This is a genomic window from Alcaligenes sp. EGD-AK7, assembly GCF_000465875.3.
Taxonomy (GTDB): domain Bacteria; phylum Pseudomonadota; class Gammaproteobacteria; order Burkholderiales; family Burkholderiaceae_B; genus Alcaligenes; species Alcaligenes phenolicus.
This window is the reverse complement of the sequence record NZ_AVOG02000012.1, coordinates 398,940-413,828: the sequence shown is the minus strand read 5'-3', so window position 1 is coordinate 413,828 and position 14,889 is coordinate 398,940. Positions and strand designations below refer to the sequence as shown.

At 56.2% G+C, this 14,889-nt stretch carries 14 protein-coding genes; 9 read left to right on the top strand and 5 right to left on the bottom strand.

All coding sequences use genetic code 11. From position 1 onward, the window contains the following. Nucleotides 1–203 precede the first annotated feature (203 nt). Nucleotides 204–419 carry a hypothetical protein gene (locus tag N879_RS20570; protein WP_161808937.1) on the top strand — a complete coding sequence of 72 codons (216 nt, stop codon included), beginning with the start codon at nt 204–206 and terminating at the stop codon, nt 417–419. A 305-nt stretch (nt 420–724) separates the two neighbouring features. Here N879_RS20570 and murI read toward each other — a convergent pair whose 3' ends face one another. Continuing rightward, a complete protein-coding gene (murI, locus tag N879_RS10535) occupies nt 725–1,561 on the bottom strand; it encodes a glutamate racemase (protein WP_009459365.1) in 837 nt (278 codons plus the stop codon). 163 nt (nt 1,562–1,724) lie between these two features. Then, nucleotides 1,725–3,071 (bottom strand): aspartate aminotransferase family protein, encoded by a 1,347-nt coding sequence (locus N879_RS10530; protein WP_009459363.1) that lies wholly within the window; start codon nt 3,069–3,071, stop codon nt 1,725–1,727. Nucleotides 3,072–3,189: 118 nt separating this feature from the next. On the opposite strand from N879_RS10530, the gene N879_RS10525 reads away from it, so the two are divergent. Beyond that, nucleotides 3,190–4,095: a LysR family transcriptional regulator gene (locus tag N879_RS10525; RefSeq protein ID WP_009459362.1), complete on the top strand. Its 906-nt coding sequence runs from the start codon at nt 3,190–3,192 to the stop codon at nt 4,093–4,095. A 43-nt stretch (nt 4,096–4,138) separates the two neighbouring features. On the opposite strand, the gene N879_RS10520 is transcribed toward N879_RS10525, so the two are convergent. Both N879_RS10520 and N879_RS10515 read right to left on the bottom strand, forming a co-directional pair. Next, entirely contained in the window at nt 4,139–4,564 is a 426-nt protein-coding gene (locus tag N879_RS10520) for a lipocalin-like domain-containing protein (RefSeq protein WP_009459361.1), read from the bottom strand. Between the two features lie 116 nt (nt 4,565–4,680). Next, nucleotides 4,681–6,108 carry an aminotransferase-like domain-containing protein gene (locus N879_RS10515; protein ID WP_009459360.1) on the bottom strand — a complete coding sequence of 476 codons (1,428 nt, stop codon included), beginning with the start codon at nt 6,106–6,108 and terminating at the stop codon, nt 4,681–4,683. A 233-nt stretch (nt 6,109–6,341) separates the two neighbouring features. On the opposite strand from N879_RS10515, the gene N879_RS10510 reads away from it, so the two are divergent. From N879_RS10510 to N879_RS10500, 3 genes are read left to right on the top strand one after another with little or no spacing between them, the layout of a single operon-like run. Next, a complete protein-coding gene (locus tag N879_RS10510; RefSeq protein WP_009459359.1) occupies nt 6,342–7,994 on the top strand; it encodes a cbb3-type cytochrome c oxidase subunit I in 1,653 nt (550 codons plus the stop codon). Between the two features lie 4 nt (nt 7,995–7,998). After that, nucleotides 7,999–8,607, top strand: a complete 609-nt coding sequence (locus N879_RS10505) for a cbb3-type cytochrome c oxidase subunit II (protein WP_009459358.1) — start codon at nt 7,999–8,001, stop codon at nt 8,605–8,607. Next, entirely contained in the window at nt 8,604–9,194 is a 591-nt protein-coding gene (locus N879_RS10500; RefSeq protein WP_009459357.1) for a c-type cytochrome, read from the top strand. Before N879_RS10505 ends, N879_RS10500 begins: the two co-directional genes overlap by 4 nt. A gap of 1,094 nt (nt 9,195–10,288) precedes the next feature. Here the strand turns inward: N879_RS10500 and N879_RS10490 are convergent. Continuing rightward, the gene (locus N879_RS10490; protein ID WP_009459353.1) at nt 10,289–11,149 is read right to left on the bottom strand and encodes a DMT family transporter; all 861 of its coding nucleotides are present in this window, start codon (nt 11,147–11,149) and stop codon (nt 10,289–10,291) included. 677 nt (nt 11,150–11,826) lie between these two features. On the opposite strand from N879_RS10490, the gene N879_RS10485 reads away from it, so the two are divergent. The 4 genes from N879_RS10485 (at nt 11,827) to N879_RS10470 (ending at nt 14,887) form a co-directional block, all read left to right on the top strand. Continuing rightward, the gene (locus N879_RS10485) at nt 11,827–12,309 is read left to right on the top strand and encodes an AmiS/UreI family transporter (RefSeq protein WP_009459351.1); all 483 of its coding nucleotides are present in this window, start codon (nt 11,827–11,829) and stop codon (nt 12,307–12,309) included. 131 nt (nt 12,310–12,440) lie between these two features. Next, the gene (locus N879_RS10480) at nt 12,441–13,595 is read left to right on the top strand and encodes a transporter substrate-binding domain-containing protein (protein WP_009459349.1); all 1,155 of its coding nucleotides are present in this window, start codon (nt 12,441–12,443) and stop codon (nt 13,593–13,595) included. 3 nt (nt 13,596–13,598) lie between these two features. Beyond that, nucleotides 13,599–14,288 (top strand): ANTAR domain-containing response regulator, encoded by a 690-nt coding sequence (locus tag N879_RS10475; RefSeq protein ID WP_009459347.1) that lies wholly within the window; start codon nt 13,599–13,601, stop codon nt 14,286–14,288. 170 nt (nt 14,289–14,458) lie between these two features. After that, entirely contained in the window at nt 14,459–14,887 is a 429-nt protein-coding gene (locus tag N879_RS10470; RefSeq protein WP_021446941.1) for a hypothetical protein, read from the top strand. Nucleotides 14,888–14,889 lie beyond the last annotated feature (2 nt).

Below are 14,889 nucleotides of genomic sequence, written 5' to 3'. Positions count from 1 at the left end.
GTAGAAAAGTGAAAAGAGAGGCCAGACTGGGCGTGGGGGTGGGCTGCTCAGTTGGCATCGGATCAGGACTGCGGGCAGTGTAGGAAGGGCGTATGACTGCCCTGTGAACGGATCAGCAAATCCGCCGATGATTGGATTGTGTTTTATGTGAAGGGATGGACGGGGGTGGGAGCAGTGGGGCTCAAGGGCTGGCTGGCTGCGGCTTGGCAGGCATATGGCGGCTTGATGGATGGTTTGTTACGGTGGCGTGGTTTGGCGGGGTTTTAGGCGTTTTTTATGCTTTAGGCTCAAAGTTGTTGTTGTTGTTGTTGTTGTTGTTGTTGTTGTTGTTGTTGTTGTTGTTGTTGTTGTTGTTGTTTGCTGAGCTTGAAGGTGGAGCAGGCTTGGGGGCGTTGGTTGCTGCAGAGTGGGGGGCCTGAGGCATTCTTCGTAGGGCGCCCCGAGCAGCTCTCAATGGCTTCGAGAGTGAGGTCGGGAATCGTTGTTTGGGTGGAGTGCTGATTTGATTTGTGATGGGGCAGGATCGTTGTTCGGGCTGACTTTAAAACCGTCCGGGGGGAGGGCGTCATGTCACCCCGTCAGTTCGAACCCAGAGTCGAGGCGAGTGGAGATGGTGAACGGAGGGGGGGGCCGTTGGGCCGCTAAAGATAGTGGTCAGCTAGCTAGAGCAGCCAACTCAAGCGGCTCTTGCTGGAAACATCGAGAGATTGAGGATGAACAATTTCTACAGCGCGCTTGGCGAATGTATGGGGAATGCCAGCATGGTGGGTTCGCTCAGTCCTGTCAGGGCTTGGATGACTTTTTGGGCTTGGTCCACGGGGGCGCTGCTGATGAAGGCGCTGTTGCCTGCTTGGGCTTGTGTGTTCAGGCAGTTGGCCTGCTCCAGGCGACGGTGCACTTGGGCGGCGACGGCAAAGGACGGTTCCAGAATATGGAAGCGCGAGCCGCTGATGGCTTCGATTGTGGGACGTAAAAAGGGGTAGTGTGTGCAGCCCAGGACCAGGGTATCGGCCTGGCTTTGCAGGGCGGGGGCCAATCGTTCTTTGAGTTCTGCTTCGATTTCCGGGCCTGACAGTTGCAGGGCCTCGACCCGGTCGGCCAGCCCTGGACAGGGAATGCGTATGACTTCCACGTCGCTGGCATAGCGGTCAATCAGGTTTTGCAGGCCGCCGCTGTCCAGGGTGCGGCTGGTGGCCATCAGGGCGACGCTACGGCTACGGCTCAGGGCGGCAGCCGGTTTTATGGCGGGTTCGATGGCGATGATGGGGATGGAAAGCCTGGAGCGCAGGGCGGGGGCGGCTACCAGTGTGGCGGTGTTGCAGGCGATGACCAGTGCCTTGCAGCCTTGGTCTACCAGCAATTGAGTCATTTGCAGGGTACGCTCCACAATCCATTTGGGGGATCGGTCTCCGTAGGGAGCGTATCGGGAATCGGCCAGGTAGAGCAAATGCTCGTTGGGCAGGGATTGGCGCAGGGCACGCCAGATGGACAATCCGCCCACGCCCGAATCAAACACGCCAATAGGGGCTTGTGCAAAAACGGCGGGGCGGGATGGACTCATGGCGCTGAACGATGCTTGTGGGGCAAAAATTCTATTATGGCGCTTTTGTCGTGTTTGGAGCAGTGGCTTCAGCCTGGTTTACAGCGGCTGTCTCCTTTAGGCCCTGTTCCAGGTCTTGGTTGGTGTGTGGGGCGGTCTTTCCATGACCGCCCTGTTGCTGCGTTCAAGCCAGGTTCTTCAGGACGCCTCCCACCGCATCGAAGAGCGAGTTGAGTTGCTCGGGGGTAGAGGTAAAGGTGGGGCCAAATTGCAGGGTGTCGCCACCAAAGCGTACGTAAAAGCCCTGTTTCCAAAGTTGCAGTCCCGCTTCAAAGGGGCGGATGGCGGGGTCGCCATTCCGTGGGGCGAGCTGGATGGCACCTGCCAGGCCGCAGTTGCGGATGTCGATGACATTCGGGCTGTCGCGCAACTGGTGCAGGGCTTGTTCAAAATGCGGAGCCAGTTCAGCGGAGCGTTGCAGCAGATTATCCTGTTCCAGCAACTCCAGGGCAGCCAGTCCAGCGGCGCAGGCGACGGGGTGGGCAGAGTAGGTATGACCGTGGCTGAATTCCACGGCGTGCAGTGGCAAGTCCTGGCCCATGAAGGTTTGGTAGATTTCCTTGCTGGCAACGACCGCGCCCATGGGGATGGCACCGTTGGTCAACTGCTTGGCCATGGTCATGATGTCGGGGGTGACGCCAAAGTATTCGGCCCCGGTATAGGTTCCCAGGCGGCCCAGGCCGGTGATGACCTCATCAAAGACCAGCAAAATGTTGTGCTGATCGCAAATCTGGCGCAGGCGTTGCAGGTAGCCGGTAGGTGGCACCAGTACGCCTGCCGATCCGGAGACGGGTTCGACAAAAACGGCGGCGATGGTACTGGCGTCGTGCAATTCGATCAGTTTCAGCAGTTCGTCGGCCAGGGCAAGGCCCCCTGTTTCGGGCTGGCCGCGCGTGAAGGCGCAGTCTGCTTGCAGTACGTGGGGCAGGTGGTCGGCATCCATCAGTTGCCCGAACATCTTGCGGTTACCGCCTATGCCTCCCAGGCTGGTGCCGGCCACGTTCACGCCGTGGTAGCCACGAGCACGGCCAATCAGACGGGTTTTGGTCGCCTGGCCTTTAATACGCCAGTACGCCCGCACCATCTTGACGACCGTGTCGGTACATTCAGAACCGGAGTTCGTGAAGAAAACATGATCCAGACCGTCAGGGGTGTGCTGGGTCAGCTTGTCGGCCAGCTGAAAAGCAGCGGGGTGTCCAAACTGAAAGGCGGGAGAGTAGTCCAGTTGCCCGAGTTGACGATGCACGGCGGCCTGGATTTCATGGCGAGCATGTCCGGCACCACAAGTCCAAAGCCCGGACAGGCTGTCAAAAATCTGGCGGCCATCCTGATCGTACAGCCAGTTGCCTTCGGCTTTGACGACAAGGCGCGGGTCCTGCTGGAAGTGTCGGTTCGCGGTAAAGGGCATCCAGTGGGATTGAAGATTGAGTTCACTGGCAATCTGCTGTGGCGCAAAGTAGGGTGAGTTCATGGTGGTCTCCTCAAGGCGGTGAATACCCCCAGTGTAGGCAGCTAAGTTGTTGAGTAAAATACGTTTTTATTCAACTTCACTTATTGTTTTACTCACCTATATGCAACTCAAAGGACTCTTGCAGGTTTCCGATTTTGATTTGCGTCTGCTGCGTGTGTTCAGAACGGTAGCGCAAGTGGGCAGCTTTTCGGCTGCGGAAGGCGTGCTGGGCATTACACGTTCGGCCATCAGCTTGCATATGAGCGATCTGGAAAAACGTTTGGGTGGAATCCGGCTGTGTCAGCGTGGCCGGGCGGGTTTTGCCTTGACGGAAGAAGGGCGACAGGTACTGCGGGCCAGTGAAACCTTGATGGCTGCGGTGGAGAATTTCCGCAGTGAGGTGAACCAGCTGCATTCCAGTTTGCGGGGGGACTTGAATATAGGCTTGATGAATAGCCTGATCTCGCAGCCTCATATGCACATCACCTCGGCCTTGCGTGCCTTGCGGCAAAACAGTGAGGCGGTGCGCGTCCATATCAGCATGAGTACGCCGGGTGAGATTGAGCGTGGTTTACTGGACGGTCGCTTGCATATGGGTGTGCTGCCTGAAACCAATGCCTTGAGCGGGCTGGAGTATCGCACGCTTTATGCCGAACCTTATTTTCTGTATTGCTCCTGGGAACATCCTTTGTTTGCCGCGGCGCAAGAAGGGACAGTGTCTCAGGAAGTCTTGCGCCGGGCTGCAGCCATTGCGCCTGCTTATCGCATGAGCCTGGAGGCGATCGGTCAACACCAGGATCTGAATTGTGTTGCCACGGCCAGTGACCGGGAAGGGATCGCCTTTTTGATTTTGACGGGGGAATACATCGGTTTCTTGCCCGAGCACGTGGCGGCTCGCTGGGTAGAGAAGGGCCAGATGATTGCGGTGGACCCGCAGCAGCGTCAGTTCACGATTCCCTTGTCCTTGGCCATGCGTAAGGACAGGCGCGCACACGCGATTGTGGATTATTTTCTGGGCCTGTTAGATAGTGAGACTCAAAACTGAAACGGCCAGCATAAGCTGGCCGTGGGGTGGTGTCCCCAAGCGGTCAGACAGGCTTGGCACGATGCCACAAGAGGGTGCCTGTGCCCAGCTTGCCTGCGACGGTGATGGGCGTGCCTGTCGTCAGTTCGAGCTCATCCTGGGTAAGACGTGCCAACCGCGGTTGGGGAATACCGAGCCAATTGGGAGATAGGGACATATCTACAAAGTGGGTAACACACTGAGAGGTTTCATCGACCTCAAATGTTCCTGCGTAGGCCAAGTATTTGTCTAGTAGCGTTTGGCTGCTGTCTTGCTCCGTTCTGTCTTTGCTACCTAGTTGCGCTGTCACGTAACCTGTTTCTGTGTACGTCAATTGCCCAATGGGATTTGGCCCAAACCCCGGGTAATTGGGCGAGCCATCTTCCGGGACAAAATCAAAGGACACCAATTGCCAGACACCGATCAGCTTGCTACGTAAGGTATGGGCCATCAAAAACTCCTGAATAGACAGTGTTGTTGCGTTATGTAACTAAGCCATCATGCTGTCTTTTTGTTTGTTATTCAATGACTTGCCTATTCTTATTTTCTATCGTCAGGCACTACGCTTCATGACTTTTTAAGTGGCAATGGTCGGCATAAATTACCCAGTATTTCCAGCGCGTGATCGCTGTGTTCTGTCCACGGGTGGCCAAAGTTAAGACGCAGGCAATGACTGTAATTCTGGGTAGTTGAAAAGATGGAGCCTGGTGCCAGACTGATGCCTTGTGACAGGGCCTGGCGATGCAGTTCCAGGGTCTGCACACTTTTTTCCAGCTCCACCCACAGGAAGTAGCCGCCCTCGGGGCGGGTGGCCCGAGTCCGTGCGGGGAAGTAGCGTCCCAAGGCTTTGGAGAACTGCGCATACTGGCTTTTTAGTTGAGTGCGTAAACGGCGCAGGTGTTGCTCGTACGCACCTTTTTCCAGGTAGCTGGCCAGGGCCAATTGGGTGGGCACGGGAGACGTCAGGGTAGTAGTCAACTTGGCCTGGGCGACTTCACGTATATAGCGTCCCGGCACAGCCCAGCCGATGCGATAGCCGGGTGCCAGGGTTTTGGAAAAAGAGGAGCAGTGCATCACCAGTCCTTGACGGTCAAAGGCTTTGGCGGGACGGGGGCGCTCCGTGTCGAAGTACAGTTCGCCGTAAACATCGTCCTCGATCAAGGGGATTTCATAGCGGGCCAGCAGCTCGACCAATTGGGCTTTTTTGGCATCGGGCATCAGGCTGCCCAGCGGGTTCTGGAAGTTGGTCATCAGCCAGCAGGCTTTGGGGGCGTGATGCTTGATCGCGTGTTCCAGCGCTTCCAGATCAATGCCTTCACGCGGGTGGGTGGGCACTTCCAGGGCTTGCAGCTTCATGCGTTCCAGCGATTGCAGCGCGGCATAAAAGGTGGGCGATTCCACCAGCACGATGTCACCCGGTTGAGTTACCGCTGCAAGACATAGGTTCAGCGCTTCCAGAGCTCCGTTGGTAATCACAATATCGTTGGCATTGATGGCCATGCCTTGAGCCAGATAGCGCAAGGCAATCTGGCGACGCAGGGGAGCGTGGCCTTGGGTCAGATCGTCCACGCTGGCCCAGGGATCTTGCTGTTTCAGACTGGCAGACAAGAAGCGGCCCAAGCGTTCCAGAGGAAAGAGCACAGGGCTGGGGAAAGCGGAGCCTAAAGGCGCTACGGAGCGCTCGGAACTTGATTGCAGGATCGCCATGATCAGGTCGCTATTGTTAACGCTGGTCGCTTGCAGCGGTGGCTGGGAGGCCGTGTCTGCCTCCAAGGTATGAGGCGCCAGGCTGGAGCAGACGTAGTAGCCCGAACGAGGACGCGCCTTGATCAAGCCTTGTGCTTCCAGTCGGTAATACGCCTGGAAAATCGTCGAGGCACTGATCTTGTGCTTATCCATCAATTGACGCACAGAGGGCATGCGCTCGCCTGCGGCAACTGTGCCGTCAAGAATGGCCTGGGCTAGTTCCTTGGCCAGAGTCTCGTACAGTTTCATGTCCTTCTGCGCTCCATCTGATACGGTAATTTTAATAAATGTGGTTTTTTTATTATCTGATGGGTATGTCTTCAAGCACAAGCAAACGGCGATTTGCGTGGCTTTCAGGACAACTGATAGGGTTTTTTAAGCTTTAACTGATTCTTGGAATGCTCTGTGCCGACAGGTAGCCTTGCCGGGTGTTTTCGTCCGTGCCCGTGTGGGCTGCGGGCCTATCTAATCAGAGGAATACCATGAACCCGACGGCGCTTTTGCTTGCCGCATTCATCCTGTCGATTGCCGGGCTTTTTGCTTTTATCTGGTCCTTGCGCAAGGGCCTGTTCGATGCTGACGTCAGTGGTGCGCGCACTATTTTTCACAAGGGCGAAATCGGCCAGCCCGAAGAACCCTCGGCCGATGCTGCCCAACGGCAGGCGCTAAGCCTGGCGGCGGCCGACCATATTGCAGAGAACCATGGTCAGCAAACCAGCGCGCTTGAAATGGCGGCGCGTGAACAGGCCGACCGTTCCAGTTCCATGCCTGCGTTTTTACTGATTGTCTGTGCGGTAGTCTGGCTGGTGGTGGCCTCGTTTGCGGGTCTGATCAGTTCCTTGAAACTGCACTGGCCCGAGTTCCTGGGTGACGTTTCCTGGTTGAGCTTTGGCCGTCTGCGCACGATTCACCTGAACGGCGTGGCATATGGCTGGGCACCCATGGGCTTGTTGGGGCTAACGATCTGGATGTTGCCGCGCTTGCTGCAAACCCCTTTGCTGGGTGGCCGTTTGGTGATTGTGGGCGGTCTGGTCTGGAATGCTGCGCTGGTAGCGGGGATTGGTGCTTTGGCCATCGGCTTGAACGCGGGCCTGGAGTGGTTGGAAATCCCCTGGCAAATCGGTGTGCTGTTCGCCTTTGGCGGCATGATGATCGGCATGCCGCTGGCCTTGATGCTCTCGCAACGCAAGGTCAAGCACTTGTACGTGTCGGTGTGGTACATCGGCGCGGCGCTGTTCTGGTTCCCCATTCTGTATCTGGTCGCCAAGGTTCCTGGCGTGCACTTTGGGGTGGAGCAAGCCACCATGAACTGGTGGTTCGGGCATAACGTGCTGGGCTTGTTCTATACCCCCATGTCGATTGCCGCTATTTACTACTTCCTGCCCAAAGTCATTGGACGCCCTGTGCGCTCCTACAACTTGTCGCTGCTGGGTTTCTGGACCTTGGCCTTCTTCTACGGACAGGTCGGTGCGCACCATTTGATTGGTGGTCCTATCCCTGAATGGCTGATTACCTTGTCCATCGTGCAAAGCGTGATGATGGTGATTCCGGTGCTGGCCTTCTCGGCTAACCAGCATTTGACGTTGAAGGGGCATTTCAGTGCGCTGCGTCACTCGCCCGTTCTGCGTTTCATCGTCTTTGGCGCCATGATGTACACCGTTGCGTCCCTGCAAGGTTCTGCTGAAGCCTTGCGTTCGCTGAATTCCATTACACACTTCACGCACTTCACGGTGGCTCATGCTCATCTGGGTATGTACGGCTTTGTGACCATGGTGATTTTCGGCGGAGTGTACTTTGCCTTGCCTCGCATTCTGAACACGGCCTGGCCCCGTCCTGCCTTGATCTCCTGGCACTTCTGGCTGGTGGTGGCTGGCTTTGCCGTGTATATGATCACGCTCAGCATTGGTGGCGTGCTGCAAGGTTTGGCCTTGCTGGATCCTGCCCGTGGTTTTATGGAGTCGGTGGCAGTCACCATGCCCTGGTTGCAAGGCCGTTCTATTGGCGGCGCCATGATGACGCTGGGCCATCTGGTCTTCGCCCTGCACGTACTGCTGATGATTGTGAAGTCGGGTGCGTTTGCCTTGACCGAGTCCCGCTCGGCTGCAGTGCGCCGTACCGCTGAGCTGGAGGTTTAAGGACATGGAAAACGAACTGAAGTTGATTATCGGGTCCATGGTGACCTTGTCTCTGGCAACGGCGGCCATGATTGTGGTGCCGTTTCTGCAGCTGAAAGACGAGCCTGCCCCGGAAGGTTTGTTGCCTTATACCAGTCAGGAAATACGCGGTCGGGCGGTGTATCGGGGCAATGGCTGCATTACTTGTCACACGCAGCAGCCCAGTACAACGGGCGCGGGTGTGGCGGATGCCAGCCGTGGTTGGGGGCGCGCTTCGGTGGCAGGGGATTATCACTACGACGATCCGCCTTTGCTGGGCACCATGCGTACCGGGCCGGATCTGTTCAATATTGGTGTGCGTCAGCCTAGTCAGGATTGGCATTTGGGGCACTTGTACGACCCGCGCGCTTACTCGCCGGGCAGCAATATGCCTCCCTATCGTTTCTTGTTCGAGGCCAAAGACCCGGATCAGGTACAGCCCGATGAGCGTGTGGTGAGCCTGCCGCCAGGTGTGGCACCGGAGGGCAAGGTGGTGGTGGCTCGTCCGGAGGCTTTGGATCTGGTGGTGTATTTGCAGTCGCTCAAGCATGTGTATCCGATCTTGAGTGCGGATGCCGTGGGAGGTGAGGAATGAGTCGCCCTGTGCAAAGTCGTCAAAGCGAGAATGCAGATCCTCACGAGCAGTACAACCCGGTTCCGCGCGTAGTGATTCTGGTGATTTTGGCCTTGCTGGCCTGGGCGGTGTATTACATCGTCTCGGCTCAGCCCAACAGCTCTCCGCGTTTGGGGGATCAGCGTCCTTTGGCGGTTCTGGCTCCTGCGCCTGGCAGTGCATCTGCGGATGGTAAGCAGTTGTATGCCAATGCCTGTGTGGCGTGTCATCAGGCGACGGGGCAAGGTTTGCCGGGGGTGTTTCCGCCTTTGGCTGACTCTGAATGGGTGAAGGGCGAACCCAAAGTGTTAGCTCAGTTGGTGCTGCATGGCATTAACGGGCCTATCACGGTGAAAGGGCAGCAATATCAGGGCGCGATGCCTGCTTTTGCGGAGCAGTTCAGTGATGCGGAGCTAGCTGCCGTGTTTAATTTCATTCGCCATGAGTGGGGGAATGAGGCAGAGGCGGTCACTCCCGAACTGGTTGCCGAGGCGCGTGCGGCTAGTGCTGATCGAAGCCAACCCTGGCAAGGGGAGAAGGAATTGCAGGACTGGATTGCGGCGCAGTGAGGTGACTGGGATTGGCTCTTCTGGAATTAATAATTAGAAGCACGTTTTGAAACGGTAGCACGCCGGGAACAGGCCCCCGGCTTTTGAACCGATATCTCGCCCGACCCCAGGGTTGGAGATGTCGGTTTTTTTTTGTTTGGTGTCTCTGTGGGGACGCCGCTTGGGGGCCGGGTCCAGGGGGGCGGGCTTGACTACTTGCCGATGCTGCGCATCGGTACCCTTGTCGATTCTGATATCCGGGCGCCCTGTGAACTCGCCCGGTGATTGGTCCCCCGGACCAATCACAAGCGTCGGGCTCAAACAGTACAGGGCTTGCATCCCGGATATCAGAACCGCCTGCGGCAAGCAGTCTGAATCGCCCGCCCCCCTGGACCCGGCCCCCAAGCGGCTCACAACGGAGAAATATAAAAAACCGATTTGTGGCGGAAGGAAGTGCTGGTTGTAGCGCGGACGGGGGGCTGTCTAGTGTTTTTGGGTTTGGTGCTTGGTGGGGCCAGGGCTTGTGGTTGGCCGAGTTGTTGTGATGAGTTGAAGGGCTACTGCGATTGGGCGGAGTGCGGCCAGTTGAAAAAGCCCAAAAGTATTCAGCAATGATAATTAGCATGCCTGCAGTATTCACACGCTGATGACAGGTATCGATCTGTAGCGAGAGCTCGTAAATCAGTAGTTTTTAGAAGGGCGCTTTGAGGGTTGCCGCTTAAGAATAAAGATCTAGGCATTGAGATCTGTCCATGCCGTGCCTGGATTTGGGAAGCAAACCGACTTGAATCGTGGATATGTATCACTGTGAACCACTTGGGTCCCTCTGCAGGGATTGGGCGGATCAGAGTACTTGCCGCGGGCAGGAGATAGCGTAGGGGTGCAAGCATCCTGCTGTTTGAGCGGGGCGCTTGTGGTTCGTCCGGGGGACGAACCACCCCGCGAGTTCAGGATGCGCCCGTAGCTATCTCCTGACTAGGGCACCGGTGCGCAGCACCGGCAAGTGCTCAGCCCAATCCCTGCAGAGGGACCCAAGTGGTGGCTTCACGGAGACCGATCTCATCATTCAAAGACCGATTTAACTCTCCGTGAAACCCCACTTATAAAAAGCAGACTTACGCCGCCTTCTTCCGTAATGTCAGCCACAGACCCGCCAAGATAGCCACCAGTCCCAGCCCTGCGCGAGCTGCCAAGGTATTCCCCAGAATCAGGAAATCCAATCCCGCCGTCACCACAGGAACCAGATAAAACAGGCTAGTGACATTGACCAGATTCCCGCTGCGAATCATGCGATACAGCAGTAACTGGGCCAGTACGGAAATCACCAGACCAAGCCAGACCACCGGTCCCCAAAAGCCCAATGTGTTCTCCCAGCGGATTTCTTGTCCCAAACCCAGGGACGCAAGAATAAACAAGCCCAGAGACAAGGAATACTGCAAAGGCATTCCTTGCAAAGCCCCCACGGGCTGACGCTTTTGAACAATGGTCCCCACAGTGATGCTCAACAAAGCAGCAATTGCAAATACCAGACCCATCACGGACAAACGGCTGACAATCAGGCTTTGATACACCACCAGAATCAGTCCTGTCAGCGATAGTGCCAAACCGGCCACACGGCTCAAAGAAAAACGCCGCTCGGTCAAAGCCAAGGTCAGAATTGGCTGCACACCCAGGATCGTCGCCAGCAGACCCGGTGTGATCCCTTGAGCCAGGGTTTCAAAATAGAAAAACGAATACAGCCCGATCATCAGCAAACCGCTGATAGCTGGCAGCAGACGTTGCCCTTTGGGCGGCAGCCAGCCGCCATTGAAGTGCCCCAGCATGATCACCATAGGTAGGGCGATGGCAAAACGCAGGATCAGCATGGCCATAACCGAGCCATGATCCAAACCGATACGCGTGAAAATACCCGCGCTGCCCCAAAGCAGCACGAACAGGGCAATAGCACCCGCTTGGGCGCGAGAAGAAGAAATCATGATGTTCTTTATCTGTCTAAATAAATTAGGTTTGTCTGCAAAGACATTCCAGGCGCATCAATGGCGCAGGAAAAGAAAAAGAGGTCTTAGGAGCAGACGCTGTAGACGCGTGTGTCGACGACGACGTCGGACACGACTGCGGCTTGATTGACGACGCCTGGGGCGACGACAGTCAACAGCAAGACAGATGGAGGGGAGCCCGCCCGTAGCGACGCGGCCCGCGACAGGGGCAGAGTGCTTGGCAAAGAGGATGCGGGGCGGTTCATGAAATAAGAATCAGATCGTTAAATCGATGAAATACTGTAGCACAAAATATATTTAGGACGTCAATCATCAGCCGCTAGGGTAATCGCTAGTACAGACGATAGAGCAGGCTATGTAAGAATTGCATCGATCGCGATTTCAGATCGCTGCGACATTTCCGAATAGACACGACATCCGCTGCCAATGCTGCCAGCGCCGATGCCGGGCAAAAAGGCCCAGACCGGTTCAATGCTTGAACCGGTCTGGGCCTTTTCGTTTGCCTGAAATAAATCCGACCTCGTAGTTAGGTTGCGAACTATCTGGAACCCTGCTTCGCGGCACGATGCCATCGCGATACACAGAGCTCACGCAGCGTCAGCAATATCTGACGCCAGCCAGGCCGGAATCGTCACCTTGTTTTGGAGGCTTATGCCATGTTGGGTGTTGCGCTTTTCTTTATTGGGGCTGTGCTGATTGTGAATGGCGTGGGTTTGACTGGACGTATTGAAAGTCGGGACCTGGCCCCCTTTAACTTGCTGGTGGGGCTGTTGGCCCTGTTCATCAATTTGCTGGGCTTGCAGCGCGGCGAGCAAATGGCGGATTACTTTGCCGTTGCTGGTGGGCTGCTGTTTGCCTTCACCTATCTGTATCTGGCTGTGGTGCAGTGGTATGGGCTGAAAGGAGTGGGTTTTGGCTGGTATTGCCTGTTTGTTGCCATCAGCGCACTGGCCTTTGCCGGTTCTGTCAGCGATCCGCGTTTGATCGCCATGTGGCTCTTGTGGTCCAGCCTGTGGTTTCTGTTTTTCCTAGCCTTGGGACTGGGACGATCCTTGCGTATCTTGCCTGCGTATACCGCCCTGATCGGGGCCTTGACCTGCTGGTTGCCCGGCACCCTGATCATGATGGATGCCTGGTAGTTTTCATAGGAGTGCAAGCGTGGTGGGGGCCAGAGTAATGCAGTTTTTTGGAGTAACCTGATGCTCGCTCGTAGTGTTTACCGGCAGGTCCGTCGACCTGCGCCCCTACCATGCTAGACAGGAGATGGACTTTGGCTCACAACGAACCCGTACGCGTCGGCGTTCTTTATTCCGCAACCGGCATGACCTCTACCATTGGTCAGTCGCAATGGCAGGGTACCAAACTGGCGATTGAGGAAATCAACGAGGCCGGTGGCCTGCTGGGGCGTGAACTGGTGGCGGTGTGCTACGACCCGGCGTCCAGGCCCGCTTGCTACGCTGAACAGGCCGAGCGGCTGATTGTGCAGGACCGCGTCAATGTGATCTTTGGCTGTTATATGTCCAGCAGCCGCAAGGCCGTGATCCCGATTGTGGAGAAGTGGAACAAGCTCTTGTTCTATCCCACCCTGTACGAAGGTTTCGAGTTTTCGGGCAATGTGATCTATACCGGCGCGGCGCCCAATCAGAACAGTGTGCAGCTGGCGCATTTCATGACCAGCAATTTTGGCGCGCGGGTCTACATGATTGGCTCGGACTATATCTACCCCTATGAGTCCAATCGCATCATGCGCGAGCTGGTCATGCAGCATCCCGATAGCAACGTGCTGGGCGAACACTATCTGCCATTGGATGCCAGCGAGAGCGATTACAGCCTGATCATGGAAGACATACGCCAGAAGCAGCCGGACTTTATTTTCTCCACCGTGGTGGGGGACTCCACTGCCAATCTGTATCGCGCTTATGCCAATGCGGGCTTTAATCCGCAAACCATGCCCATTGCCAGTTTGACGACCTCCGAAGCCGAGATTGCCCAGATGGGCGCGGAAATTGCCTGTGGACACTTCACCGCTGCACCGTATTTTCAGTCCATCGAGTCGGAAGTCAATGCGCGTTGTCTGGCCAGTTTGCGCAAGCGCTTTGGGGCCGACTGCCACCCTAATCTGTGCTGGGAAGCTGCCTATTCACAGATGCATTTGTTCGCCAATGCGTATCGACAATCCGCCAGTGATGCGATCGGAGATCTGCTGCCCTACCTGCTGGGCAGTGAACTGGATGCACCTCAGGGGCGGATCAAGATCGATCCCAATAATCACCATACTTGGCTTTATCCACGGATTGGCCGCATCAATGCCGACGGCGAATTTGCGATTGTGCGCCAGGCAACGCGCCCGGTCTCGCCCGACCCGTATCTGGTTACCCATTCCTTGGGCGACTGGACTGCCAAGCTGGATACTTTGGAGACATAAAGCGTGGCCAACTCCTCTTCCTACGGTGATGAGCCGGCAAACAAGCCTTTGCGAGTGCGAAATCGTTTTCCGCATGCCACCTCGCCGCAGCTCAAGGAACTGCGGCAATTGACGATGGTGGTCATGCATCCGGACGATAGCGATGGCCGCTTGCTGACCCAGCAACTGCAGCGTATCGGGTGTTCGGTCCAGACGATCTGGCCACCCACGCAAAACCTGCCTTCAGGAACGGATCTGGTCTTTCTGGCCGTGCAGCCTGATCTTTTGCACCTGCGCCTGGATTGGGTCTGCGAGGAGGAAGCACCCACGATTATTGCCGTGGTCAATTATGAAAACCCCACGATCGTGTCGGCCGTGCTGGATTTGAATATTCAGGCGATCCTGCCTTCGCCCATACGCTCTTTTGGCTTGTTGTCCACGGTGGTGCTGGCACGTAAATACCATAAAGAACTGCGCCAGCAACGTCGGCTGATCAGCAAGCTGCAAACCAAACTGATGGGGCAGCGGCATGTGGCGCAAGCCAAGACGATCTTGATGCGTACCCATCAGGTGTCAGAGGACCAGGCCTACGATTTGATTCGTGAGCAGGCCATGAACAAGCGCAGCACGATTGAGGATATTTCGATTGCCATTGTGAATGCCAGTGAAGTGCTGTCCCTGGGGCAAAAAGGTTCGTCCTTGCGGGGGAACTAGCCAGGTGTTTTGGCCAGGCTGAGCTGCGGTGGCTGGCTAGAGCAGGCGCGTGATTGAAGTGGTAGGCATAGGCTTGCTTGGTAAAGAGAAAAAGGCAGAAACACTACCCGTTTTCATTCCTCCTACAATAGCGATTTTCTAGAGTACGCCGCTGCCCCAGCGTAGAGATAATGAGCCATCAGGAATATGAACAGCCCCGGTCTGCCCTTGCGGTGACATCAGAGCAGCGCGCTGCCTGGGTGCAACTGCAAAAAGACCGTGATCAGCTTCACGAGCAATTAGAGACTTTGAACCGTGGCCACCTGGATTTGAGGAAATTCTTGCTCAAGGCCAAGCGCAATAATTGGATTGCCTGCACTTTAGTGGTGATTTTTACCGCGCTTGGCTGGTTGCTGGATGCATCGGTCTGGCTGCGTTGGTATGTATTGCCGATTACGTTTTTCTGCTGCGCCTTGTTGTGGTTTGGCGGAAAGCTGCTGGATCGGCTAATGCAAAGCAAGATTGCGAATCTATCCGAGTTTTTGCAACAGACGGATGCACAAATAGAAAAGGGGCGGCCTATCTTCGAGACAGACCACCCCCAATCCGATCAAGCTTGAAG

Bases quoted from the DNA above. Each gene is read 5' to 3' on its own strand.
- N879_RS10530 (WP_009459363.1), bottom strand. From the start codon at position 3,071: ATGAACTCACCCTACTTTGCGCCACAGCAGATTGCCAGTGAACTCAAT.
- N879_RS10515 (WP_009459360.1), bottom strand. From the start codon at position 6,108: ATGAAACTGTACGAGACTCTGGCCAAGGAACTAGCCCAGGCCATTCTT.
- N879_RS10505 (WP_009459358.1), top strand. From the start codon at position 7,999: ATGGAAAACGAACTGAAGTTGATTATCGGGTCCATGGTGACCTTGTCT.
- N879_RS10470 (WP_021446941.1), top strand. From the start codon at position 14,459: ATGAGCCATCAGGAATATGAACAGCCCCGGTCTGCCCTTGCGGTGACA.
- N879_RS10500 (WP_009459357.1), top strand. From the start codon at position 8,604: ATGAGTCGCCCTGTGCAAAGTCGTCAAAGCGAGAATGCAGATCCTCAC.
- N879_RS10485 (WP_009459351.1), top strand. From the start codon at position 11,827: ATGTTGGGTGTTGCGCTTTTCTTTATTGGGGCTGTGCTGATTGTGAAT.
- N879_RS10510 (WP_009459359.1), top strand. From the start codon at position 6,342: ATGAACCCGACGGCGCTTTTGCTTGCCGCATTCATCCTGTCGATTGCC.
- N879_RS10490 (WP_009459353.1), bottom strand. From the start codon at position 11,149: ATGATTTCTTCTTCTCGCGCCCAAGCGGGTGCTATTGCCCTGTTCGTG.
- murI (WP_009459365.1), bottom strand. From the start codon at position 1,561: ATGAGTCCATCCCGCCCCGCCGTTTTTGCACAAGCCCCTATTGGCGTG.
- N879_RS10520 (WP_009459361.1), bottom strand. From the start codon at position 4,564: ATGGCCCATACCTTACGTAGCAAGCTGATCGGTGTCTGGCAATTGGTG.